This is a genomic window from Rhizobium sp. 01N447_2 (genome assembly GCF_056399245.1).
The window spans coordinates 1-18,474 of record NZ_JBFTQY010000103.1 but is presented as its reverse complement, the minus strand read 5'-3'; the positions used below and the strand labels follow the sequence as shown (position 1 = coordinate 18,474).

The following is an 18,474-nucleotide window of genomic DNA, read 5'->3' as shown; positions in this document are numbered from 1 at the left end:
GAGCGTGGCCAGATTCTGTGCAAGCCGGGTTCGGTCAAGCCGCACAAGAAGTTCATGGCAGAAGCCTACATCCTGACGAAGGAAGAGGGTGGCCGTCATACGCCGTTCTTCACCAACTACCGTCCGCAGTTCTACTTCCGCACGACCGACGTGACGGGCATCGTAACGCTGCCGGAAGGCACGGAGATGGTGATGCCAGGCGACAACGTCACGGTATCGGTCGAGCTGATCGTTCCGATCGCGATGGAAGAAAAGCTGCGCTTCGCCATCCGCGAAGGCGGCCGCACCGTCGGCGCCGGTATCGTCGCCTCGATCGTCGAGTAACTTTCCAGTTATCCGCAATTATGAAGACCCCGCTGGAAACAGCGGGGTTTTTCATTTTCATGGCTTCCTGTAGGTTTAACAGGTGTTGTAAAAATATCGTTAAATTGGCCTGTCACAGTATTTTGTTCATCTCACGTTCAGAAACAGGTTTGTGATTGGACCATTGTAGTCCAGACTCCTTCTTGCAAAGAGGAGAGCCCGGATGATTCCAAAGGCCACATTCGCTGCGACGATATTCGCGATGTATGTTTTCACGATGTTTTTCATCGCTGCAATTCCGCAAGAAGTTGTTCAGTCTGCCGGAGTGCAGATTGGCGAGGTAAGTGTCGTCAAGTGACGACCTTTGCCGAGCATCGCAGGGTTCTGCGATGATCGGAAATGATCGGCCAGGTGCTCCCGGATAGGATGCTCCTGGCGACGCGGGGGTGAACCCTTGCATGACGCTCGCTTGCTCTTCGCGCGGAAGCGTCTATCTATGCCTCCGATTTCATGACGCGGAGGATATTCCATGAAGAGACGTATTCTGTTCACGGGCGGTTCGGGCAAGGCAGGTCGCCATGCTGTGCCATGGCTCGTCAATGCCGGCTACGAGGTTCACAACCTCGATCTCGTTCCGCTGGATAGCCCCGGCGTCACCAATCTCATCGCCGACATCACCGATAGCGGTCAGGTGTTCAATGCGCTCTCGATGCATCGCGATTTTCCCGATCTCGATGCGGGCAGGGGCGTGCAGCCCTTCGACGCCGTCGTGCATTTCGCCGCCATCCCGCGCATCCTGATCAAGCCCGACAACGAAACCTTCCGCATCAACACGATGGGCACCTATAATGTCATCGAGGCGGCGGTGAAGCTCGGCATCCGGAAGATTATCGTCGCATCGAGCGAGACGACTTATGGCGTCTGCTTTGCCGAAGGCCATCGCGATTTCCACCAGTTTCCGCTGGAGGAGGATTACGACGTCAATCCGATGGATTCCTACGGCCTTTCGAAGGTGGTCAACGAAAAGACGGCGCGCGCCTTTGCCGAACGTTCGGGCTTCGACATCTATGCGCTGCGCATCGGCAACGTCATCGAGCCTGACGAATACGAGAAGTTCCCGACCTATTTCGCCCATCCCGAGATGCGCAAGCGCATCGCCTGGAGCTATATCGACGCCCGCGACCTCGGGCAGATCTGCCATCTCTGCATCGAGAAGGACGGTCTCGGCTATCAGGTCTTCAATGCCGCCAACGACACCGTCTCGGCCAATATGCCATCGACGGAGCTTGCGAAGCGATTCTTTCCGAACGTGCCCTTCACCCGCGAGATCGGCGAATATGAGGGCCTGCTCTCCAACCGCAAGATCCGCGAGGTGCTGGGCTTTAAGGAAGAGCACGATTGGCGCAAGTACGTGAAAGTCTGAACGGATCGTGGTTATGCGATTGAATTGAAAGGCCGATCGTTCGCATATCAGGAGAATGGCTTTGAAAATCGAAAATCGTGCTTGCCAATCCCGTGTCGTCGTCTTAAAGGGAGCGCCATGCTTTTCAGCAGCGATTTGCGGGCCTTGGCTCAGGCGCTGAATGATCGGTATGAAGGGGTATAGCTCAGTTGGTAGAGCGGCGGTCTCCAAAACCGCAGGTCGTAGGTTCGAGCCCTACTGCCCCTGCCATTTTCCTGGATGCGGGACAGCGCGCACATGCTCGCGGCATTTCCGGCCGGGGATTGATTGGTGGTAAGTAATTTCGTTAAACTTCGGTTTCCCTCTTGTGTATTCGGAAATCGGTGTTTATTTAGGGTTCAACAGACACGCGGTGCGTGGGGCTGATAGTTTCAGCTTTACGCGCCGTAATTGCGTGGGCAGTCGATGGCATCCAAATCCAATCCGTTTGCGTTTCTGCAGCAGGTTCGCTCCGAGACGTCCAAAGTTACATGGCCGTCGCGCCGCGAGACCATGATCTCGACGGTCATGGTGCTGGTGATGGTGGTTTTCGCCGCGCTGTTTTTCTTTGCCGCTGACCAGCTGATCGGCTGGGCTCTGAGCTTCGTGCTGAATACCGGCAACTGATACGGGTGGAGATAAAAATGGCGGCACGTTGGTACATCGTCCACGCGTATTCCAATTTTGAAAAGAAGGTGGCTGAAGACATCGAGAACAAGGCTCGCCAGAAGGGGCTTGAGCACCTGTTCGAGAAGATCCTCGTGCCGACTGAAAAGGTGGTGGAAGTGCGTCGCGGCCGCAAGGTCGATTCCGAGCGCAAGTTTTTCCCGGGCTATGTCATGGTTCGTGCCAATCTGACGGACGAAGCCTATCACCTGATCAAGAATACGCCGAAGGTCACAGGTTTCCTCGGCTCCGACAATAAGCCCGTTCCGATTCCGGATTATGAAGCCGAGCGCATTCTCGGCCAGGTCCAGGAAGGTGTCGAGCGGCCGAAGGCCTCCATTACCTTCGAGATCGGCGAGCAGGTCCGCGTTTCCGACGGCCCGTTCGCTTCGTTCAACGGCACGGTTCAGGATGTGGACGAAGAACGTTCGCGCCTGAAGGTGGAAGTGTCGATCTTCGGCCGCGCAACGCCGGTCGAGCTGGAATACGCTCAGGTCGAGAAGGTCTGATTGCAGAAACTGGAGGCTGGCCCTTGTGGCCTGTTTCCTGCGGGCTTTGTCCGCACCCGCGTGGAAGGTGAGGGGTCTTAGCCGGACCCTAACGATCCGCACCACGCAACCGCAGCCGCCGGAGAGATCCGGCATCACGGGCCGGGCAACCGGCCGTTCATGAAAGGCAGAGAGATATGGCTAAGAAAGTTGCAGGCCAGCTCAAGCTTCAGGTCAAGGCAGGATCGGCAAACCCGTCCCCGCCGATTGGTCCGGCGCTTGGTCAGCGTGGCATTAACATCATGGAATTCTGCAAGGCGTTCAATGCCGCCACGCAGGAAATGGAAAAGGGCATGCCGATCCCGGTCGTCATCACCTATTACCAGGACAAGTCCTTCACCTTCGCGATGAAGCAGCCGCCGGTCAGCTACTGGCTGAAGAAGGAAGCGAAGATCACGTCCGGTTCCAAGACGCCCGGCAAGGGCGCCAAGGCCGGCTCCCTCACCAAGGCTCAGATCAAGTCGATCGCAGAAGCCAAGATGAAGGATCTGAACGCAGCGGATATCGAAGGTGCAATGGCGATGATCGAGGGCTCCGCCCGCGCCATGGGCCTGGAAGTGGTGGGTTAAGATCATGGCTGGTAAGCGCACGCAGAAGATCAACGAAGGTGTTGATCCCACCAAGCTCTACGCTCTGACCCTGGCCATCGGCATGGTCAAGGAACGGGCTGTTGCCAAGTTCGACGAAACCATCGAAGTCTCGATGAACCTCGGCGTCGACCCGCGCCATGCGGACCAGATGGTCCGCGGCGTCGTCAACCTGCCGAACGGCACGGGCCGTACGGTTCGTGTTGCCGTCTTCGCTCGTGGCGCCAAGGCTGACGAAGCCAAGGCCGCTGGTGCCGATATCGTCGGTGCCGAAGAGCTCGTCGAAATCGTCCAGGGCGGCAAGATCGAATTCGATCGCTGCATTGCCACCCCCGACATGATGCCGCTCGTCGGCCGTCTCGGTAAGGTTCTCGGCCCCCGCGGCATGATGCCGAACCCGAAGGTCGGCACCGTTACGATGGATGTCGCTGGAGCTGTCAAGGCTTCCAAGGGTGGCGCTGTCGAGTTCCGCGTCGAGAAGGCTGGCATTGTTCATGCCGGTATTGGCAAGGCCTCTTTCGAAGCCAAGGCCCTGGAAGAAAACATCCGCGCCTTTGCTGACGCCGTCATCAAGGCGAAGCCGGCTGGCGCCAAGGGTAACTACGTCAAGCGCGTAGCGATTTCCTCGACCATGGGTCCGGGCGTCAAGATCGAGCCCGGCTCGGTCACCGGAGCGCCGACCGCATAAATTTATGCCGGGCTTTAAGTCCGGTGACTGAATTTCCGGCCTCGCAGGGGCCGGAATATTCCGGAGAAATCCGGAATCCTGTCCGAGATTGCAGGTGGTTTTCCCTTAATCACTGTGCCTGCATGAGACGGGTAAGACCCGAATTGCATGAAGTTCGCTTCTAGGAACTCGGTTCGAGCCTTGGATGCCTTGTGCCTCTTTAGCCTTGATTGGCGCGAGAGCGCGGGGGGACAGGATCCTCAAGCGTCGCTTGGGATCTCGCATGATCCCAGGAGGCAAAAGGCAACCGGCGGGCCCATTTTCGGTCCCGCCAACTGGAGATAGGCAGTGGAAAGAGCGGAAAAACGCGAATTCGTCACGGAACTGAACGAAGTCTTCAAGGCTTCGGGCTCAGTTGTCGTGGCCCACTATGCTGGTGCCACAGTCGCGCAGATGAACGATTTTCGTTCGAAGATGCGCGCAGCTGGCGGCACCGTCAAAGTCGCGAAGAACCGCCTGGCCAAGATTGCCCTTCAGGGTACGGAAGCGGAAGGGATGTCCGATCTCTTCAAGGGTCAGACGCTGATTGCATACAGCACCGATCCGATCACCGCTCCGAAGGTCGTCATGGATTTCGCCAAGACCAATGACAAGATCATTGTTCTGGGCGGCGCCATGGGAACAACCACGCTCAACGCCGATGCAGTCAAGTCGCTTGCGACCCTGCCTTCGCTCGATGAGTTGCGTGCGAAGCTGCTGGGCATGATCCAGACACCGGCTACCCGCATCGCTGGGGTTGTTGCAGCACCGGCAAGCCAGCTTGCCCGCGTGTTTGCGGCCTACGCCAAGAAGGACGAAGCCGCGTAAGGCGGTTTTTCGCTGTTTATAATCAACCGGTTCGAACCGAACAAAAGGAACTAGTAAAATGGCTGATCTCGCAAAGATCGTTGACGACCTCTCCTCGCTGACCGTTCTGGAAGCTGCAGAACTGTCGAAGCTTCTCGAAGAAAAGTGGGGCGTTTCCGCTGCTGCTCCGGTAGCTGTTGCTGCCGTTGGTGGCGGTGCTGCTGCTGCTGTCGTTGAAGAAGAAAAGACCGAATTCGACGTCATCCTCGTCGAAGCTGGTGCCAACAAGATCAACGTCATCAAGGAAGTCCGCGCCATCACCGGTCTCGGCCTCAAGGAAGCCAAGGACCTCGTCGAAGCTGCTCCGAAGGCTGTCAAGGAAGGCGTCAACAAGGCTGAAGCCGCTGACATCAAGAAGAAGCTTGAAGACGCTGGCGCCAAGGCCGACGTCAAGTAATCCTAAACTGCTTTTGGGAGGCAGTATTTCTACTGCCTCCCATTTGCCGTTTTTCTGAACGAATTACCCAAAAGCCGCGTCGAAACGGCTTTTGGGTAATGGGTTCTTCAAAAGGATGGTCTCCCACCGAGGGCAGCACAGCAATCCGAGCTGAGCGTTTTCCGGGGTCGGACGAGATTGAACTACTCATTGATTGACGGGATCGACTGGCCATCGGTTCCCGTCCGTTGCAGGCCCGGGTGCAAGATTTTGAAGGAGCGACGATGGCTCAGACCCTTTCGTTCAACGGTCGCAGGCGCGTACGCAAGTTTTTTGGTAAGATCCCCGAAGTCGCAGAAATGCCGAACCTCATCGAGGTTCAGAAGGCGTCCTACGACCAGTTTCTGATGGTTGAAGAGCCGAAGGGCGGCCGGCCCGATGAGGGTCTTCAGGCCGTCTTCAAGTCGGTTTTCCCGATCACCGATTTCTCCGGCGCATCGATGCTGGAATTCGTGTCCTACGAGTTCGAACTGCCGAAGTTCGACGTTGACGAATGCCGTCAGCGCGACCTGACCTATGCGGCGCCGCTGAAGGTGACGCTGCGCCTCATCGTGTTCGATATCGACGAGGATACCGGCGCGAAGTCGATCAAGGACATCAAGGAACAGTCCGTCTACATGGGCGACATGCCGCTCATGACCAACAACGGCACGTTCATCGTCAACGGCACCGAGCGCGTCATCGTCTCCCAGATGCACCGTTCGCCGGGCGTCTTCTTCGACCACGACAAGGGCAAGAGCCATTCGTCCGGCAAGCTGCTCTTTGCTGCGCGCGTCATCCCCTATCGCGGTTCCTGGCTCGATATCGAATTCGACGCCAAGGACATCGTCTACGCCCGTATCGACCGCCGCCGCAAGATCCCTGTGACGTCGCTGCTGATGGCGCTCGGCATGGACGGCGAGGAAATCCTCGACACCTTCTACACGAAGTCGCTCTACAAGCGCGACGGCGAAGGCTGGCGCATTCCCTTCAAGCCGGAAACGTTGAAGGGTGCCAAGGCGATCACCGAGATGGTCGACGCCGATACCGGCGAAGTCGTCGTGGAAGCCGGCAAGAAGCTGACCCCGCGCCTGCTGCGCCAGCTCTCCGACAAGGGCCTGAAGGCACTCAAGGCCGCCGACGACGATCTTTACGGCAACTACCTTGCCGGCGACATCGTCAACTACTCGACGGGTGAGATCTACCTCGAGGCCGGCGACGAAATCGACGAGAAGACGCTTGGCATCATCCTGGCGAACGGCTTCGACGAGATCCCGGTTCTTGGCATCGACCACATCAATGTCGGCGCCTATATCCGCAACACGCTGACAGCCGACAAGAACGAGAACCGTCAGGACGCTCTGTTCGACATCTACCGCGTCATGCGTCCGGGTGAACCGCCGACGATGGAATCGGCCGAAGCCATGTTCAACTCGCTATTCTTCGATGCGGAGCGTTACGACCTCTCCGCCGTCGGCCGCGTCAAGATGAACATGCGCCTCGACCTGACCGTCGAAGACACGGTCCGCATCCTGCGCAAGGACGACATCCTAGCCGTGGTCAGGATGCTGGTCGAACTGCGCGACGGCAAGGGCGAGATCGACGACATCGACAACCTCGGCAACCGCCGCGTCCGTTCGGTCGGCGAGCTGATGGAAAACCAGTACCGTCTCGGCCTGCTGCGCATGGAGCGCGCGATCAAGGAACGTATGTCCTCGATCGAGATCGACACGGTCATGCCGCAGGATCTGATCAACGCCAAGCCGGCCGCCGCCGCCGTTCGCGAATTCTTCGGTTCCTCGCAGCTCTCGCAGTTCATGGACCAGGTCAATCCGCTCTCGGAAATCACCCACAAGCGCCGTCTTTCGGCTCTTGGCCCGGGCGGTCTGACCCGTGAGCGCGCCGGCTTCGAAGTCCGCGACGTGCATCCGACCCACTATGGCCGCATCTGCCCGATCGAAACGCCGGAAGGCCCGAACATCGGTCTCATCAACTCGCTTGCGACCTTTGCCCGCGTCAACAAATACGGCTTCATCGAAAGCCCGTACCGCCGAATCGTCGACGGCAAGGTGACGAGCGACGTGCTCTACCTCTCCGCCATGGAAGAGGCGAAGTACTACGTCGCCCAGGCCAACGCCGAGATGAACGCTGACGGTTCCTTTGTCGACGAATTCGTCGTCTGCCGTCATGCCGGTGAAGTTATGCTCGCCCCGCGCGACAGCATGAACTTGATGGACGTCTCGCCGAAGCAGGTCGTTTCGGTCGCAGCCGCACTCATCCCGTTCCTGGAAAACGACGACGCCAACCGCGCGCTCATGGGCTCGAACATGCAGCGTCAGGCAGTGCCGCTGCTGCGTGCCGAAGCTCCGTTCGTCGGTACCGGCATGGAGCCGGTCGTCGCCCGTGACTCTGGCGCTGCCATCGGCGCCCGCCGCGGCGGCGTGGTCGACCAGGTCGACGCGACGCGTATCGTTATCCGCGCCACTGAAGACCTCGAAGCCGGCAAGTCCGGCGTCGATATCTACCGCCTGCAGAAGTTCCAGCGTTCGAACCAGAACACCTGCGTCAACCAGCGCCCGCTGGTCACCGTCGGTGACGAGGTCAACCGCGGCGACATCCTCGCCGACGGCCCGTCGACCGATCTCGGCGACCTGGCGCTCGGCCGCAACGCACTCGTCGCGTTCATGCCCTGGAACGGCTATAACTACGAAGACTCGATCCTGCTCTCCGAGCGTATCGTTGCCGACGACGTGTTCACCTCCATCCACATCGAGGAATTCGAAGTGATGGCGCGCGACACCAAGCTTGGTCCTGAGGAAATCACCCGCGATATTCCGAACGTTTCGGAAGAAGCGCTGAAGAACCTCGACGAAGCCGGCATCGTCTATATCGGCGCCGAAGTTCAGCCGGGCGATATCCTCGTCGGCAAGATCACGCCGAAGGGCGAAAGCCCGATGACGCCGGAAGAAAAGCTTCTGCGCGCCATCTTCGGCGAAAAGGCCTCCGACGTGCGCGACACCTCCATGCGCATGCCGCCCGGCACCTACGGCACGATCGTCGAAGTCCGCGTCTTCAACCGCCACGGCGTTGAAAAAGACGAGCGCGCGATGGCGATCGAGCGCGAAGAGATCGAGCGTCTGGCAAAGGACCGCGACGACGAGCAGGCGATCCTCGACCGTAACGTCTACGGCCGTCTGATCGAGATGCTGCGCGGCCAGGCCTCTATTGCCGGCCCGAAGGGCTTCAAGAAGGGAGCCGAGCTTTCGAACGCCGTCGTCTCCGAATATCCCCGCTCGCAGTGGTGGATGTTCGCGGTCGAAGACGAAAAGGTCCAGAGCGAGCTCGAAGCGCTGCGTGGTCAGTACGACGAATCCAAGTCGCGCCTCGAACAGCGCTTCATGGACAAGGTCGAAAAGGTCCAGCGCGGCGATGAAATGCCTCCTGGCGTCATGAAGATGGTCAAGGTCTTCGTCGCTGTAAAGCGCAAGATCCAGCCCGGCGACAAGATGGCCGGCCGTCACGGGAACAAGGGCGTCGTCTCGCGCATTGTGCCGGTGGAGGACATGCCGTTCCTCGAAGACGGTACGCATGTCGACGTCGTTCTGAACCCGCTCGGCGTGCCTTCGCGCATGAACGTCGGTCAGATCCTGGAAACCCATCTGGGTTGGGCTTGTGCCGGCATGGGTCGCCAGATCGGCGAACTGATCGAAGCATACAAGGCCAATGGCAACATTGAGCCGCTGCGCAAGACCATCGGCGATGTCGTCGGAGACGGCCCCAAGGCCGAACAGGTCCACGAGTTCGACGATGACTCGGTTCTGCGTCTCGCCGACCAGTGGAAGCGCGGCGTTTCGATTGCGACGCCTGTTTTCGACGGCGCGAACGAAGCCGACGTCAACGACATGCTGCGTCTGGCAGGTCTCAAGGATAGCGGTCAGTCGACGCTCTATGACGGCCGTACCGGTGAGCAGTTCGACCGCCAGGTGACCGTGGGCTATATCTACATGCTGAAGCTCAACCACTTGGTCGACGACAAGATCCATGCTCGTTCGATCGGTCCTTACTCGCTCGTGACCCAGCAGCCGCTGGGCGGCAAGGCGCAGTTCGGCGGCCAGCGCTTCGGCGAAATGGAAGTCTGGGCGCTCGAAGCATACGGCGCGGCCTACACGCTGCAGGAAATGCTGACGGTGAAGTCGGACGACGTCGCCGGCCGCACCAAGGTCTATGAAGCCATCGTTCGCGGAGACGACACGTTCGAAGCCGGTATTCCGGAAAGCTTCAACGTTCTCGTCAAGGAAATGCGCTCACTGGGCCTCAGCGTCGAGCTCGAGAACACCAAGCTTGACGAGGCGCAGGCAGCTCAGCTGCCCGACGCGGCCGAGTAAGCACTTGATAGGGCGTGCGCTGCCAATGCGGCGCACGCCGGTCCCACCGGGCGCCGTATCTATGTCGGCCCGGAAGGGAAGTTTCGCCGCATCCAGCGGTTATTCTCGTTTAAGCGAGGGAGGCGGCTCCCGGGAATTGCCGCCGACCATCGCATTTGGAGGGCGCTTTAGCCCATGAAGGAGACAGGCATGAACCAAGAGGTCATGAATCTTTTCAATCCGCAGGTGCCTGCACAGAATTTCGATTCTATTCGGATTTCGATCGCGTCTCCGGAGAAGATCCTCTCCTGGTCTTACGGTGAGATCAAGAAGCCGGAAACCATCAACTACCGTACGTTCAAGCCGGAACGTGACGGTCTGTTCTGCGCGCGCATCTTCGGGCCGATCAAGGACTACGAATGCCTGTGCGGCAAGTACAAGCGCATGAAGTACAAGGGCATCATCTGCGAAAAGTGCGGCGTCGAAGTCACGCTGTCGCGCGTTCGCCGTGAGCGCATGGGCCATATCGAGCTCGCCGCTCCCGTTGCCCACATCTGGTTCCTGAAGTCGCTGCCATCGCGCATTTCGACGCTGCTCGACATGACGCTGAAGGATGTCGAGCGCGTCCTCTACTTCGAAAACTACATCGTCACCGAGCCGGGCCTGACCGCCCTGAAGGAGCACCAGCTCCTCTCGGAAGAAGAGTACATGCTCGCTGTCGACGAATACGGCGAAGACCAGTTCACCGCGATGATCGGCGCCGAGGCGATCTACGAGATGCTGGCCTCGATGAACCTCGAAAAGATCGCTGGCGACCTGCGTGCCGAGCTTGCCGACACCACGTCGGATCTCAAGCAGAAGAAGCTGATGAAGCGCCTGAAGATCGTCGAGAACTTCATGGAGTCGGGCAACCGTCCGGAATGGATGATCATGAAGGTCGTTCCGGTCATCCCGCCGGACCTGCGTCCGCTGGTTCCGCTCGACGGCGGCCGTTTCGCGACGTCGGATCTGAACGATCTCTACCGCCGCGTCATCAACCGTAACAACCGTCTGAAGCGCCTGATCGAGCTTCGTGCGCCGGGCATCATCATCCGCAACGAAAAGCGCATGCTGCAGGAATCCGTTGACGCGCTGTTCGACAACGGCCGTCGCGGCCGTGTCATCACCGGCGCCAACAAGCGTCCGCTGAAGTCGCTCTCCGACATGCTGAAGGGCAAGCAGGGCCGCTTCCGCCAGAACCTGCTCGGCAAGCGCGTCGACTATTCCGGCCGCTCGGTCATCGTCACCGGTCCGGARCTSAAGCTGCAYCAGTGCGGCCTGCCGAAGAAGATGGCGCTCGAGCTSTTCAAGCCSTTCATCTATGCCCGCCTCGACGCCAAGGGTTACTCCTCGACCGTCAAGCAGGCCAAGAAGCTGGTCGAAAAGGAAAAGCCGGAAGTCTGGGATATCCTCGACGAGGTCATCCGCGAGCATCCGGTTCTCTTGAACCGCGCACCGACGCTGCATCGCCTGGGCATCCAGGCCTTCGAACCTATCCTGGTTGAAGGCAAGGCGATCCAGCTGCATCCGCTCGTCTGCACGGCCTTCAACGCCGACTTCGACGGCGACCAGATGGCCGTTCACGTGCCGCTGTCGCTCGAAGCCCAGCTCGAAGCCCGCGTGCTGATGATGTCGACCAACAACATCCTGCACCCGGCCAACGGCGCACCGATCATCGTTCCTTCGCAGGACATGGTTCTCGGCCTCTACTATCTGTCGATTCTCAACCAGAACGAGCCGGGCGAAGGCATGGCCTTCTCCGATCTCGGCGAGCTGCATCACGCCCTCGAAAGCAAGGTCGTCACGCTGCACACCAAGATCCGCGGCCGCTTCAAGTCGATCGACGAGGATGGCAAGCCTTACTCGAAGATCTATGAGACGACGCCTGGCCGTCTGCTCATCGGTGAACTGTTGCCGAAGAACGGCAAGGTGCCCTTCGATATCTGCAACCAGGAAATGACCAAGAAGAACATCTCGAAGATGATCGACACGGTCTACCGCCACTGCGGCCAGAAGGACACGGTCATCTTCTGCGACCGCATCATGCAGCTCGGCTTTTCCCATGCCTGCCGCGCCGGCATCTCGTTCGGCAAGGACGACATGGTCATTCCGGATGCCAAGGCCAAGATCGTTGCCGACACCGAAAACCTGGTGAAGGAATACGAGCAGCAGTACAATGACGGCCTCATCACCCAGGGCGAGAAGTACAACAAGGTTGTCGACGCCTGGGGCAAGGCGACCGAAAAGGTTGCCGAAGAGATGATGGCCCGCATTAAGGCGGTCGAATTCGACGAGAAGACCGGTCGCCAGAAGCCGATGAACTCGATCTACATGATGAGCCACTCCGGTGCCCGCGGTTCTCCGAACCAGATGCGCCAGCTGGGCGGCATGCGTGGCCTCATGGCCAAGCCGTCGGGCGAAATCATCGAGACGCCGATCATCTCGAACTTCAAGGAAGGCCTGACCGTCAACGAGTATTTCAACTCGACTCACGGCGCCCGTAAGGGTCTGGCAGACACCGCCCTGAAGACCGCCAACTCCGGCTACCTGACCCGCCGTCTCGTCGACGTCGCGCAGGATTGCATCGTCACGCACGTCGATTGCGGAACGCAGACGGGCCTCACCATGACCGCCATCGTCGATGCCGGCCAGGTGGTTGCCTCGATCGGCGCCCGTATCCTCGGCCGCACGGCGCTCGACGACATCGATCATCCGGTCACGGGTGAGCGCATCGTCGATGCCGGCAGGATGATCCTCGAGCCTGATGTCGTCGAAATCGAGAAGGCCGGCATCCAGTCGATCCGCATCCGTTCGGCACTGACCTGCGAAATCCAGACGGGCGTCTGCTCGGTCTGCTACGGTCGCGACCTTGCACGCGGTACGCCGGTCAATATGGGCGAAGCCGTCGGCGTCATCGCCGCTCAGTCGATCGGCGAGCCGGGCACCCAGCTCACCATGCGTACCTTCCACCTTGGCGGTACGGCAACCGTGGTCGACCAGTCGTTCCTCGAAGCCTCGTACGAAGGTACGGTGCAGATCAAGAACCGCAACATCCTGCGCAACTCCGATGGCAACCTCGTTGCCATGGGCCGCAACATGACCGTCCAGATCTTGGACGAACGTGGTGTCGAGCGGTCGTCGCAGCGTGTGGCCTACGGTTCGAAGCTGCATGTCGACGAAGGCGACAAGGTCAAGCGCGGCCAGCGTCTGGCAGAGTGGGACCCCTACACCCGTCCAATGATGACGGAAGTGGCCGGTACCGTTCAGTTTGAAGATCTGGTCGACGGTCTCTCCGTTCTGGAAGCGACCGACGAATCGACCGGCATCACCAAGCGTCAGGTTATCGACTGGCGTTCGACCCCGCGCGGCTCGGACCTCAAGCCGGCGATCGTCATCAAGGATGCCAGCGGCAATATCGCGAAGCTGTCCCGTGGTGGTGACGCCCGCTTCTTCCTCTCGGTCGATGCGATCCTGTCGGTCGAGCCGGGCACGAAGGTCTCCCAGGGTGACGTTCTTGCCCGTTCGCCGCTCGAAAGCGCCAAGACCAAGGACATCACCGGCGGTCTGCCGCGTGTTGCCGAGCTGTTCGAAGCCCGCCGTCCGAAGGACCACGCCATCATCGCAGAGATCGATGGTACGATCCGCCTCGGCCGCGACTACAAGAACAAGCGTCGCGTCATCATCGAGCCGGCGGAAGACGGTGTCGAGCCTGTCGAATACCTGATCCCGAAGGGCAAGCCCTTCCACCTTCAGGAAGGCGACTATATCGAAAAGGGTGACTACATCCTCGACGGTAACCCGGCTCCGCACGACATCCTGGCGATCAAGGGCGTGGAGGCTCTGGCCTCCTACCTCGTCAACGAGATCCAGGAAGTCTACCGTCTCCAGGGCGTCGTCATCAACGACAAGCACATCGAGGTGATTGTCCGTCAGATGCTGCAGAAGGTGGAAATCACCGATGCAGGCGACTCGACCTATATCGTCGGCGACAATGTCGACCGGATCGAGCTCGAAGACGTCAACGATCATCTGATCGAACAGGGCAAGAAGCCAGCCTACGGCGATCCGGTTCTTCTCGGCATCACCAAGGCATCGCTGCAGACCCCGTCCTTCATCTCGGCCGCGTCCTTCCAGGAAACGACCAAGGTGCTGACGGAAGCTGCGATCGCCGGCAAGACAGACGGCCTGCAGGGTCTGAAGGAAAACGTCATCGTTGGCCGCCTCATCCCGGCCGGTACCGGCGGCACCATGACCCAGATCCGCCGCATCGCCACGTCGCGCGACGAGATGATCCTCGAAGAGCGCCGCAAGGGCACGGGTGCTGCCGTTGCCACGCCGATGCTGCAGGACATGGCCGAAAAGGCTCCGGCTGCGGAATAATCCGCGGCTGAAGTCGACGAATTGAAAAACCGCCCGGAGCGATCCGGGCGGTTTTTGTTTTATCGGCTCTGATTGGTCTGGCGGGGAGGGAGGCGCTGTGTCCGCTTATGCTGCTTGACAGCGTCAGCGGCGGCTCCCTTCAGTTGAACCGGATGATCGCGACTTCGCCTTCGACGGCGCCCTGGTAGGCAGATGCGTGCGGCTCTTCGGCCGGGACCTCGGTCAGCATGCCGATCTGGTCGAGATCGGCCTCGATGAAGCCTTCCTCGGCAAGGGCGTTCAAGGCCTCGCGGACAGCAGTGTCGTCGTCAGGCGCCTTCAGCATGATGTGCAGGTCGATGCCTTCGCTGGCGTCGGACTCGTAGCCCTTGCCGATGATGATGAAGATCATCGGGCCGTCGAAATTATTGTCGTTATCAGGTGTCGTGATCATCGCCTGTCCTTCGGCTCTTTGACGATTCGGTCGCTCGAATCCTGCTGTGAGGGCCGAACGCCGCAATTGCTGATTCCTTAACTGCTTTTGCTGCAATGCCCAAGTTTTTATCTTGGTGCACAGCCGTGAATTCGTCTAGAAGGATGAAACAGGGCGTTCGTCCGGCATATCAAGGCGATACGGCGAGTTTATTTCTTAACCGGCCTTGACGAGACGGGTGGAAACCAGTAGTACCCCGGCCATCAGATCCCATGTGAGGMTTGGCTGTTCGGGGCGACTCGCCCTGAAGTTCACCTCAAACAAGGTTCTAAACGCACGTTGAAGTCATGATGCTGCACGCACGACGCATATTTTATGCGTCCTCTGCTCCTTGTGGTCCATCTGCGGAAGCGGATCGGGCCATATTTTGCGCATTGACGGAAAGCGTACGTCACTGCCGGAGACGGCGCGAGTTCAAGCCCGCAAGGGTACTGAGATAAAACGTAAGGGATGGTTGAATGCCTACCGTAAACCAGCTGATCCGCAAGCCTCGCCAGGCGAACGTAAAGCGTAACAAGGTTCCCGCACTCCAGGAGAACCCGCAGAAGCGCGGCGTTTGCACGCGCGTCTACACGACGACGCCGAAGAAGCCGAACTCGGCTCTGCGTAAGGTCGCAAAGATCCGCCTGACCAACGGCTTCGAAGTCATTGGTTACATTCCCGGCGAAGGTCACAACCTTCAGGAACACTCCGTCGTCATGATCCGTGGCGGCCGCGTCAAGGACCTTCCGGGTGTCCGTTATCACATCATCCGCGGCGTTCTCGATACCCAGGGTGTCAAGAACCGCAAGCAGCGTCGCTCCAAGTACGGCGCGAAGCGTCCGAAGTAATTCGGTTTTTGAATAATCCGGCGCTGCGCGAGGTMCTCCGCGTCATGAAGCGCCTTAACGGTTGAAGAGACAAAATATGTCCAGACGTCATAAAGCAGAAAAGCGCGAGATCAATCCGGACCCGAAGTTCGGCGATCTCGTCGTCACCAAGTTCATGAATGCCATCATGCTCGACGGCAAGAAGTCCGTTGCTGAAAACATCGTCTACGGTGCGTTCGACGTAGTTCACGGCAAGTCCAAGCAGGAGCCGCTTACGGTTTTCCATTCTGCGCTTGAGAACATTGCCCCGCACGTTGAAGTCCGCTCGCGTCGTGTCGGTGGTGCGACCTATCAGGTCCCCGTCGATGTTCGTCCGGAGCGCCGCCAGGCTCTTGCTATTCGCTGGCTGATCGCTGCTGCCCGCAAGCGCAATGAAACGACTATGGTTGACCGCCTTTCCGGCGAACTGCTCGATGCGTCCAACAACCGCGGCTCCGCCGTCAAGAAGCGCGAAGACACGCACAAGATGGCTGACGCCAACCGCGCGTTCTCGCACTATCGCTGGTAATTCCGAACGGTATCGAAAGGCAGTCCACAATGGCTCGCGAATATAAGATCGAAGACTACCGTAATTTCGGTATCATGGCGCATATCGACGCCGGCAAGACCACGACCACCGAGCGTATTCTCTATTACACCGGCAAGTCGCACAAGATCGGCGAAGTCCACGACGGCGCGGCCACCATGGACTGGATGGAGCAGGAGCAGGAGCGTGGCATCACGATCACCTCTGCTGCCACCACGACCTACTGGAAGGGCCGTGACGGCAAAATGCGCCGCTTCAACATCATCGACACTCCCGGCCACGTCGACTTCACCATTGAAGTCGAGCGTTCGCTGCGCGTTCTCGACGGCGCCATCGCGTTGCTCGACGCTAACGCCGGTGTTGAGCCGCAGACGGAAACCGTCTGGCGTCAGGCCGAGAAGTACAATGTCCCGCGGATGATCTTCTGCAACAAGATGGACAAGACCGGTGCGGACTTCTACCGCTCCGTCGAGATGATCAAGACCCGCCTCGGTGCAACGGCTGTCGTCATGCAGCTGCCGATCGGTGCAGAAACCGAATTCAAGGGCGTCATCGATCTGGTCGAGATGAACGCGCTCATCTGGCGCGACGAGTCGCTCGGCGCCCAGTGGGATGTCGTCGAAATCCCCGAGGACATGAAGGCCAAGGCTGAAGAATATCGCGAAAAGCTGATCGAGACGGTCGTCGACATCGACGAAGCCGCTACCGAAGCTTACCTCGAAGGCATTCTGCCCGACAACGATCAGATCCGTGCGCTGGTTCGTCGTGGCACGATCGACGTCAAGTTCCACCCGATGTTCTGCGGCACCGCCTTCAAGAACAAGGGCGTGCAGCCGCTGCTCGACGCCGTTGTCGACTACCTGCCGTCGCCGATGGACATCCCCGCGATCAAGGGCATCGATTTCAAGACGGAAGCTGAAATCGAGCGTCATGCCGATGACAGCGAGCCGCTTTCCATGCTCGCCTTCAAGATCATGAACGACCCCTTCGTCGGTTCGCTGACCTTCGCCCGCATCTACTCCGGCAAGCTCGAAAAGGGTGCGTCGGTCATCAACACGGTCAAGGACAAGCGCGAGCGCGTCGGCCGTATGCTGCAGATGCACTCCAACTCGCGTGAAGACATCGAAGAAGCCTTCGCAGGTGACATCGTCGCTCTCGCCGGCCTCAAGGAAACCACGACGGGCGACACGCTCTGCGATCCGTTGAAGCCGGTTATCCTCGAGCGCATGGAATTCCCGGAGCCGGTGATCCAGATCGCCATCGAGCCGAAGACCAAGGGCGACCAGGAAAAGATGGGCCTCGCGCTCAACCGCCTGGCTGCTGAAGATCCGTCCTTCCGCGTCAAGACCGACCAGGAATCCGGCCAGACYATCATCKCCGGCATGGGCGAACTGCATCTCGACATCATCGTCGACCGCATGCGTCGTGAATTCAAGGTCGAAGCAACCGTCGGCGCGCCACAGGTTGCCTACCGCGAAACCATCACCAGGACGCATGAAGAAGACTACACGCACAAGAAGCAGTCCGGTGGTACCGGTCAGTTCGCGCGCGTCAAGATCGTCTTCGAACCGAACCCGGAAGGCGACGAATTCAAGTTCGAATCGAAGATCGTCGGCGGTTCCGTTCCGAAGGAATACATCCCCGGCGTCCAGAAGGGCATCGAAAGCGTTCTGTCTTCGGGACCGCTCGCAGGCTTCCCGATGCTCGGCGTCAAGGCGACCCTCATCGACGGCGCATTCCACGACGTCGACTCCTCGGTTCTCGCCTTCGAAATCGCATCGCGTGCCTGCTTCCGTGAAGCAGCCAAGAAGGCCGGCGCTCAGCTGCTCGAGCCGATGATGAAGGTCGAAGTCGTCACCCCGGAAGATTATGTCGGCGACGTTATCGGCGACCTGAACTCCCGTCGCGGTCAGATCCAGGGCCAGGAAAGCCGCGGTATTGCCGTTGTCATCAACGCGAACGTTCCGCTCGCGAACATGTTCAAGTACGTCGACAACCTGCGCTCCATGTCCCAGGGCCGCGCCCAGTACACGATGACCTTCGATCACTATTCGCCGGTCCCGTCGAACGTCGCAACTGAAATCCAGGCAAAGTATTCTGGTCAGAAGTGACCGGAATACCAATTGACCGATAACAAGAATTAGATCCCTTCGGGGACTAGCAAAACGGAGACCCGAAAATGGGAAAGAGTAAGTTTGAGCGCAACAAGCCGCACGTCAACATTGGCACGATTGGCCACGTTGACCACGGTAAGACGTCTCTGACGGCAGCGATCACGAAGTACTTCGGTG

General features: G+C 59.2%; 16 protein-coding genes and 1 tRNA gene. 16 read left to right on the top strand and 1 reads right to left on the bottom strand.

The genetic code is table 11. The features are described from left to right. From AC1ECN_RS35665 to rpoC, 12 genes are all read left to right on the top strand, one after another. Window positions 1–324 (top strand): EF-Tu C-terminal domain-related protein (locus AC1ECN_RS35665; RefSeq protein ID WP_477955675.1); only part of this gene is annotated, 324 nt, incomplete at its 5' end. Window positions 325–526: 202 nt separating this feature from the next. Continuing rightward, window positions 527–661, top strand: coding sequence for a hypothetical protein (locus AC1ECN_RS35660; protein WP_018068027.1), 135 nt, complete (start codon window positions 527–529; stop codon window positions 659–661). 171 nt (window positions 662–832) lie between these two features. Next, window positions 833–1,726 carry an NAD-dependent epimerase/dehydratase family protein gene (locus tag AC1ECN_RS35655; RefSeq protein ID WP_018068028.1) on the top strand — a complete coding sequence of 298 codons (894 nt, stop codon included), beginning with the start codon at window positions 833–835 and terminating at the stop codon, window positions 1,724–1,726. A gap of 173 nt (window positions 1,727–1,899) precedes the next feature. Next, window positions 1,900–1,975 (top strand) — tRNA-Trp (locus AC1ECN_RS35650). Between the two features lie 195 nt (window positions 1,976–2,170). Next, window positions 2,171–2,371, top strand: a complete 201-nt coding sequence (secE, locus tag AC1ECN_RS35645; RefSeq protein WP_003547514.1) for a preprotein translocase subunit SecE — start codon at window positions 2,171–2,173, stop codon at window positions 2,369–2,371. A 17-nt stretch (window positions 2,372–2,388) separates the two neighbouring features. Continuing rightward, window positions 2,389–2,919 carry a transcription termination/antitermination protein NusG gene (gene nusG / locus AC1ECN_RS35640; RefSeq protein WP_003547516.1) on the top strand — a complete coding sequence of 177 codons (531 nt, stop codon included), beginning with the start codon at window positions 2,389–2,391 and terminating at the stop codon, window positions 2,917–2,919. 176 nt (window positions 2,920–3,095) lie between these two features. Continuing rightward, window positions 3,096–3,527, top strand: coding sequence for a 50S ribosomal protein L11 (gene rplK / locus AC1ECN_RS35635; protein ID WP_003547518.1), 432 nt, complete (start codon window positions 3,096–3,098; stop codon window positions 3,525–3,527). A gap of 4 nt (window positions 3,528–3,531) precedes the next feature. Beyond that, complete coding sequence (gene rplA, locus AC1ECN_RS35630) at window positions 3,532–4,233, top strand: 50S ribosomal protein L1 (RefSeq protein ID WP_018068029.1); 702 nt, start codon at window positions 3,532–3,534, stop codon at window positions 4,231–4,233. Between the two features lie 327 nt (window positions 4,234–4,560). Next, window positions 4,561–5,079 carry a 50S ribosomal protein L10 gene (rplJ, locus tag AC1ECN_RS35625; RefSeq protein ID WP_130672362.1) on the top strand — a complete coding sequence of 173 codons (519 nt, stop codon included), beginning with the start codon at window positions 4,561–4,563 and terminating at the stop codon, window positions 5,077–5,079. 58 nt (window positions 5,080–5,137) lie between these two features. Further along, the gene (rplL, locus tag AC1ECN_RS35620; protein ID WP_018486177.1) at window positions 5,138–5,515 is read left to right on the top strand and encodes a 50S ribosomal protein L7/L12; all 378 of its coding nucleotides are present in this window, start codon (window positions 5,138–5,140) and stop codon (window positions 5,513–5,515) included. Window positions 5,516–5,778: 263 nt separating this feature from the next. Beyond that, a complete protein-coding gene (gene rpoB / locus AC1ECN_RS35615) occupies window positions 5,779–9,918 on the top strand; it encodes a DNA-directed RNA polymerase subunit beta (RefSeq protein ID WP_018068030.1) in 4,140 nt (1,379 codons plus the stop codon). Window positions 9,919–10,107: 189 nt separating this feature from the next. Beyond that, a complete protein-coding gene (gene rpoC / locus AC1ECN_RS35610; RefSeq protein WP_018068031.1) occupies window positions 10,108–14,316 on the top strand; it encodes a DNA-directed RNA polymerase subunit beta' in 4,209 nt (1,402 codons plus the stop codon). A gap of 139 nt (window positions 14,317–14,455) precedes the next feature. Here rpoC and AC1ECN_RS35605 read toward each other — a convergent pair whose 3' ends face one another. Beyond that, on the bottom strand, window positions 14,456–14,749 hold the full coding sequence (locus AC1ECN_RS35605) for a hypothetical protein (RefSeq protein ID WP_003547528.1): 294 nt from the start codon (window positions 14,747–14,749) through the stop codon (window positions 14,456–14,458). Window positions 14,750–15,246: 497 nt separating this feature from the next. Here AC1ECN_RS35605 and rpsL point away from each other — a divergent pair, with 497 nt between their 5' ends. The 4 genes from rpsL to AC1ECN_RS35585 form a co-directional block, all read left to right on the top strand. Then, window positions 15,247–15,618, top strand: coding sequence for a 30S ribosomal protein S12 (rpsL, locus tag AC1ECN_RS35600; protein ID WP_003547537.1), 372 nt, complete (start codon window positions 15,247–15,249; stop codon window positions 15,616–15,618). 76 nt (window positions 15,619–15,694) lie between these two features. Continuing rightward, window positions 15,695–16,165, top strand: a complete 471-nt coding sequence (gene rpsG / locus AC1ECN_RS35595; protein WP_003547538.1) for a 30S ribosomal protein S7 — start codon at window positions 15,695–15,697, stop codon at window positions 16,163–16,165. 29 nt (window positions 16,166–16,194) lie between these two features. Next, window positions 16,195–18,294: an elongation factor G gene (fusA, locus tag AC1ECN_RS35590; RefSeq protein WP_477955672.1), complete on the top strand. Its 2,100-nt coding sequence runs from the start codon at window positions 16,195–16,197 to the stop codon at window positions 18,292–18,294. 68 nt (window positions 18,295–18,362) lie between these two features. After that, window positions 18,363–18,474: GTP-binding protein (locus AC1ECN_RS35585; protein WP_477955677.1), on the top strand; the 112-nt coding region annotated here is incomplete at its 3' end.

Bases quoted from the DNA above. Each gene is read 5' to 3' on its own strand.
- rpsG (WP_003547538.1), top strand. From the start codon at position 15,695: ATGTCCAGACGTCATAAAGCAGAAAAGCGCGAGATCAATCCGGACCCG.
- rplL (WP_018486177.1), top strand. From the start codon at position 5,138: ATGGCTGATCTCGCAAAGATCGTTGACGACCTCTCCTCGCTGACCGTT.
- AC1ECN_RS35655 (WP_018068028.1), top strand. From the start codon at position 833: ATGAAGAGACGTATTCTGTTCACGGGCGGTTCGGGCAAGGCAGGTCGC.
- rplK (WP_003547518.1), top strand. From the start codon at position 3,096: ATGGCTAAGAAAGTTGCAGGCCAGCTCAAGCTTCAGGTCAAGGCAGGA.
- nusG (WP_003547516.1), top strand. From the start codon at position 2,389: ATGGCGGCACGTTGGTACATCGTCCACGCGTATTCCAATTTTGAAAAG.
- rpsL (WP_003547537.1), top strand. From the start codon at position 15,247: ATGCCTACCGTAAACCAGCTGATCCGCAAGCCTCGCCAGGCGAACGTA.
- rplA (WP_018068029.1), top strand. From the start codon at position 3,532: ATGGCTGGTAAGCGCACGCAGAAGATCAACGAAGGTGTTGATCCCACC.
- AC1ECN_RS35660 (WP_018068027.1), top strand. From the start codon at position 527: ATGATTCCAAAGGCCACATTCGCTGCGACGATATTCGCGATGTATGTT.
- rpoB (WP_018068030.1), top strand. From the start codon at position 5,779: ATGGCTCAGACCCTTTCGTTCAACGGTCGCAGGCGCGTACGCAAGTTT.
- AC1ECN_RS35605 (WP_003547528.1), bottom strand. From the start codon at position 14,749: ATGATCACGACACCTGATAACGACAATAATTTCGACGGCCCGATGATC.
- secE (WP_003547514.1), top strand. From the start codon at position 2,171: ATGGCATCCAAATCCAATCCGTTTGCGTTTCTGCAGCAGGTTCGCTCC.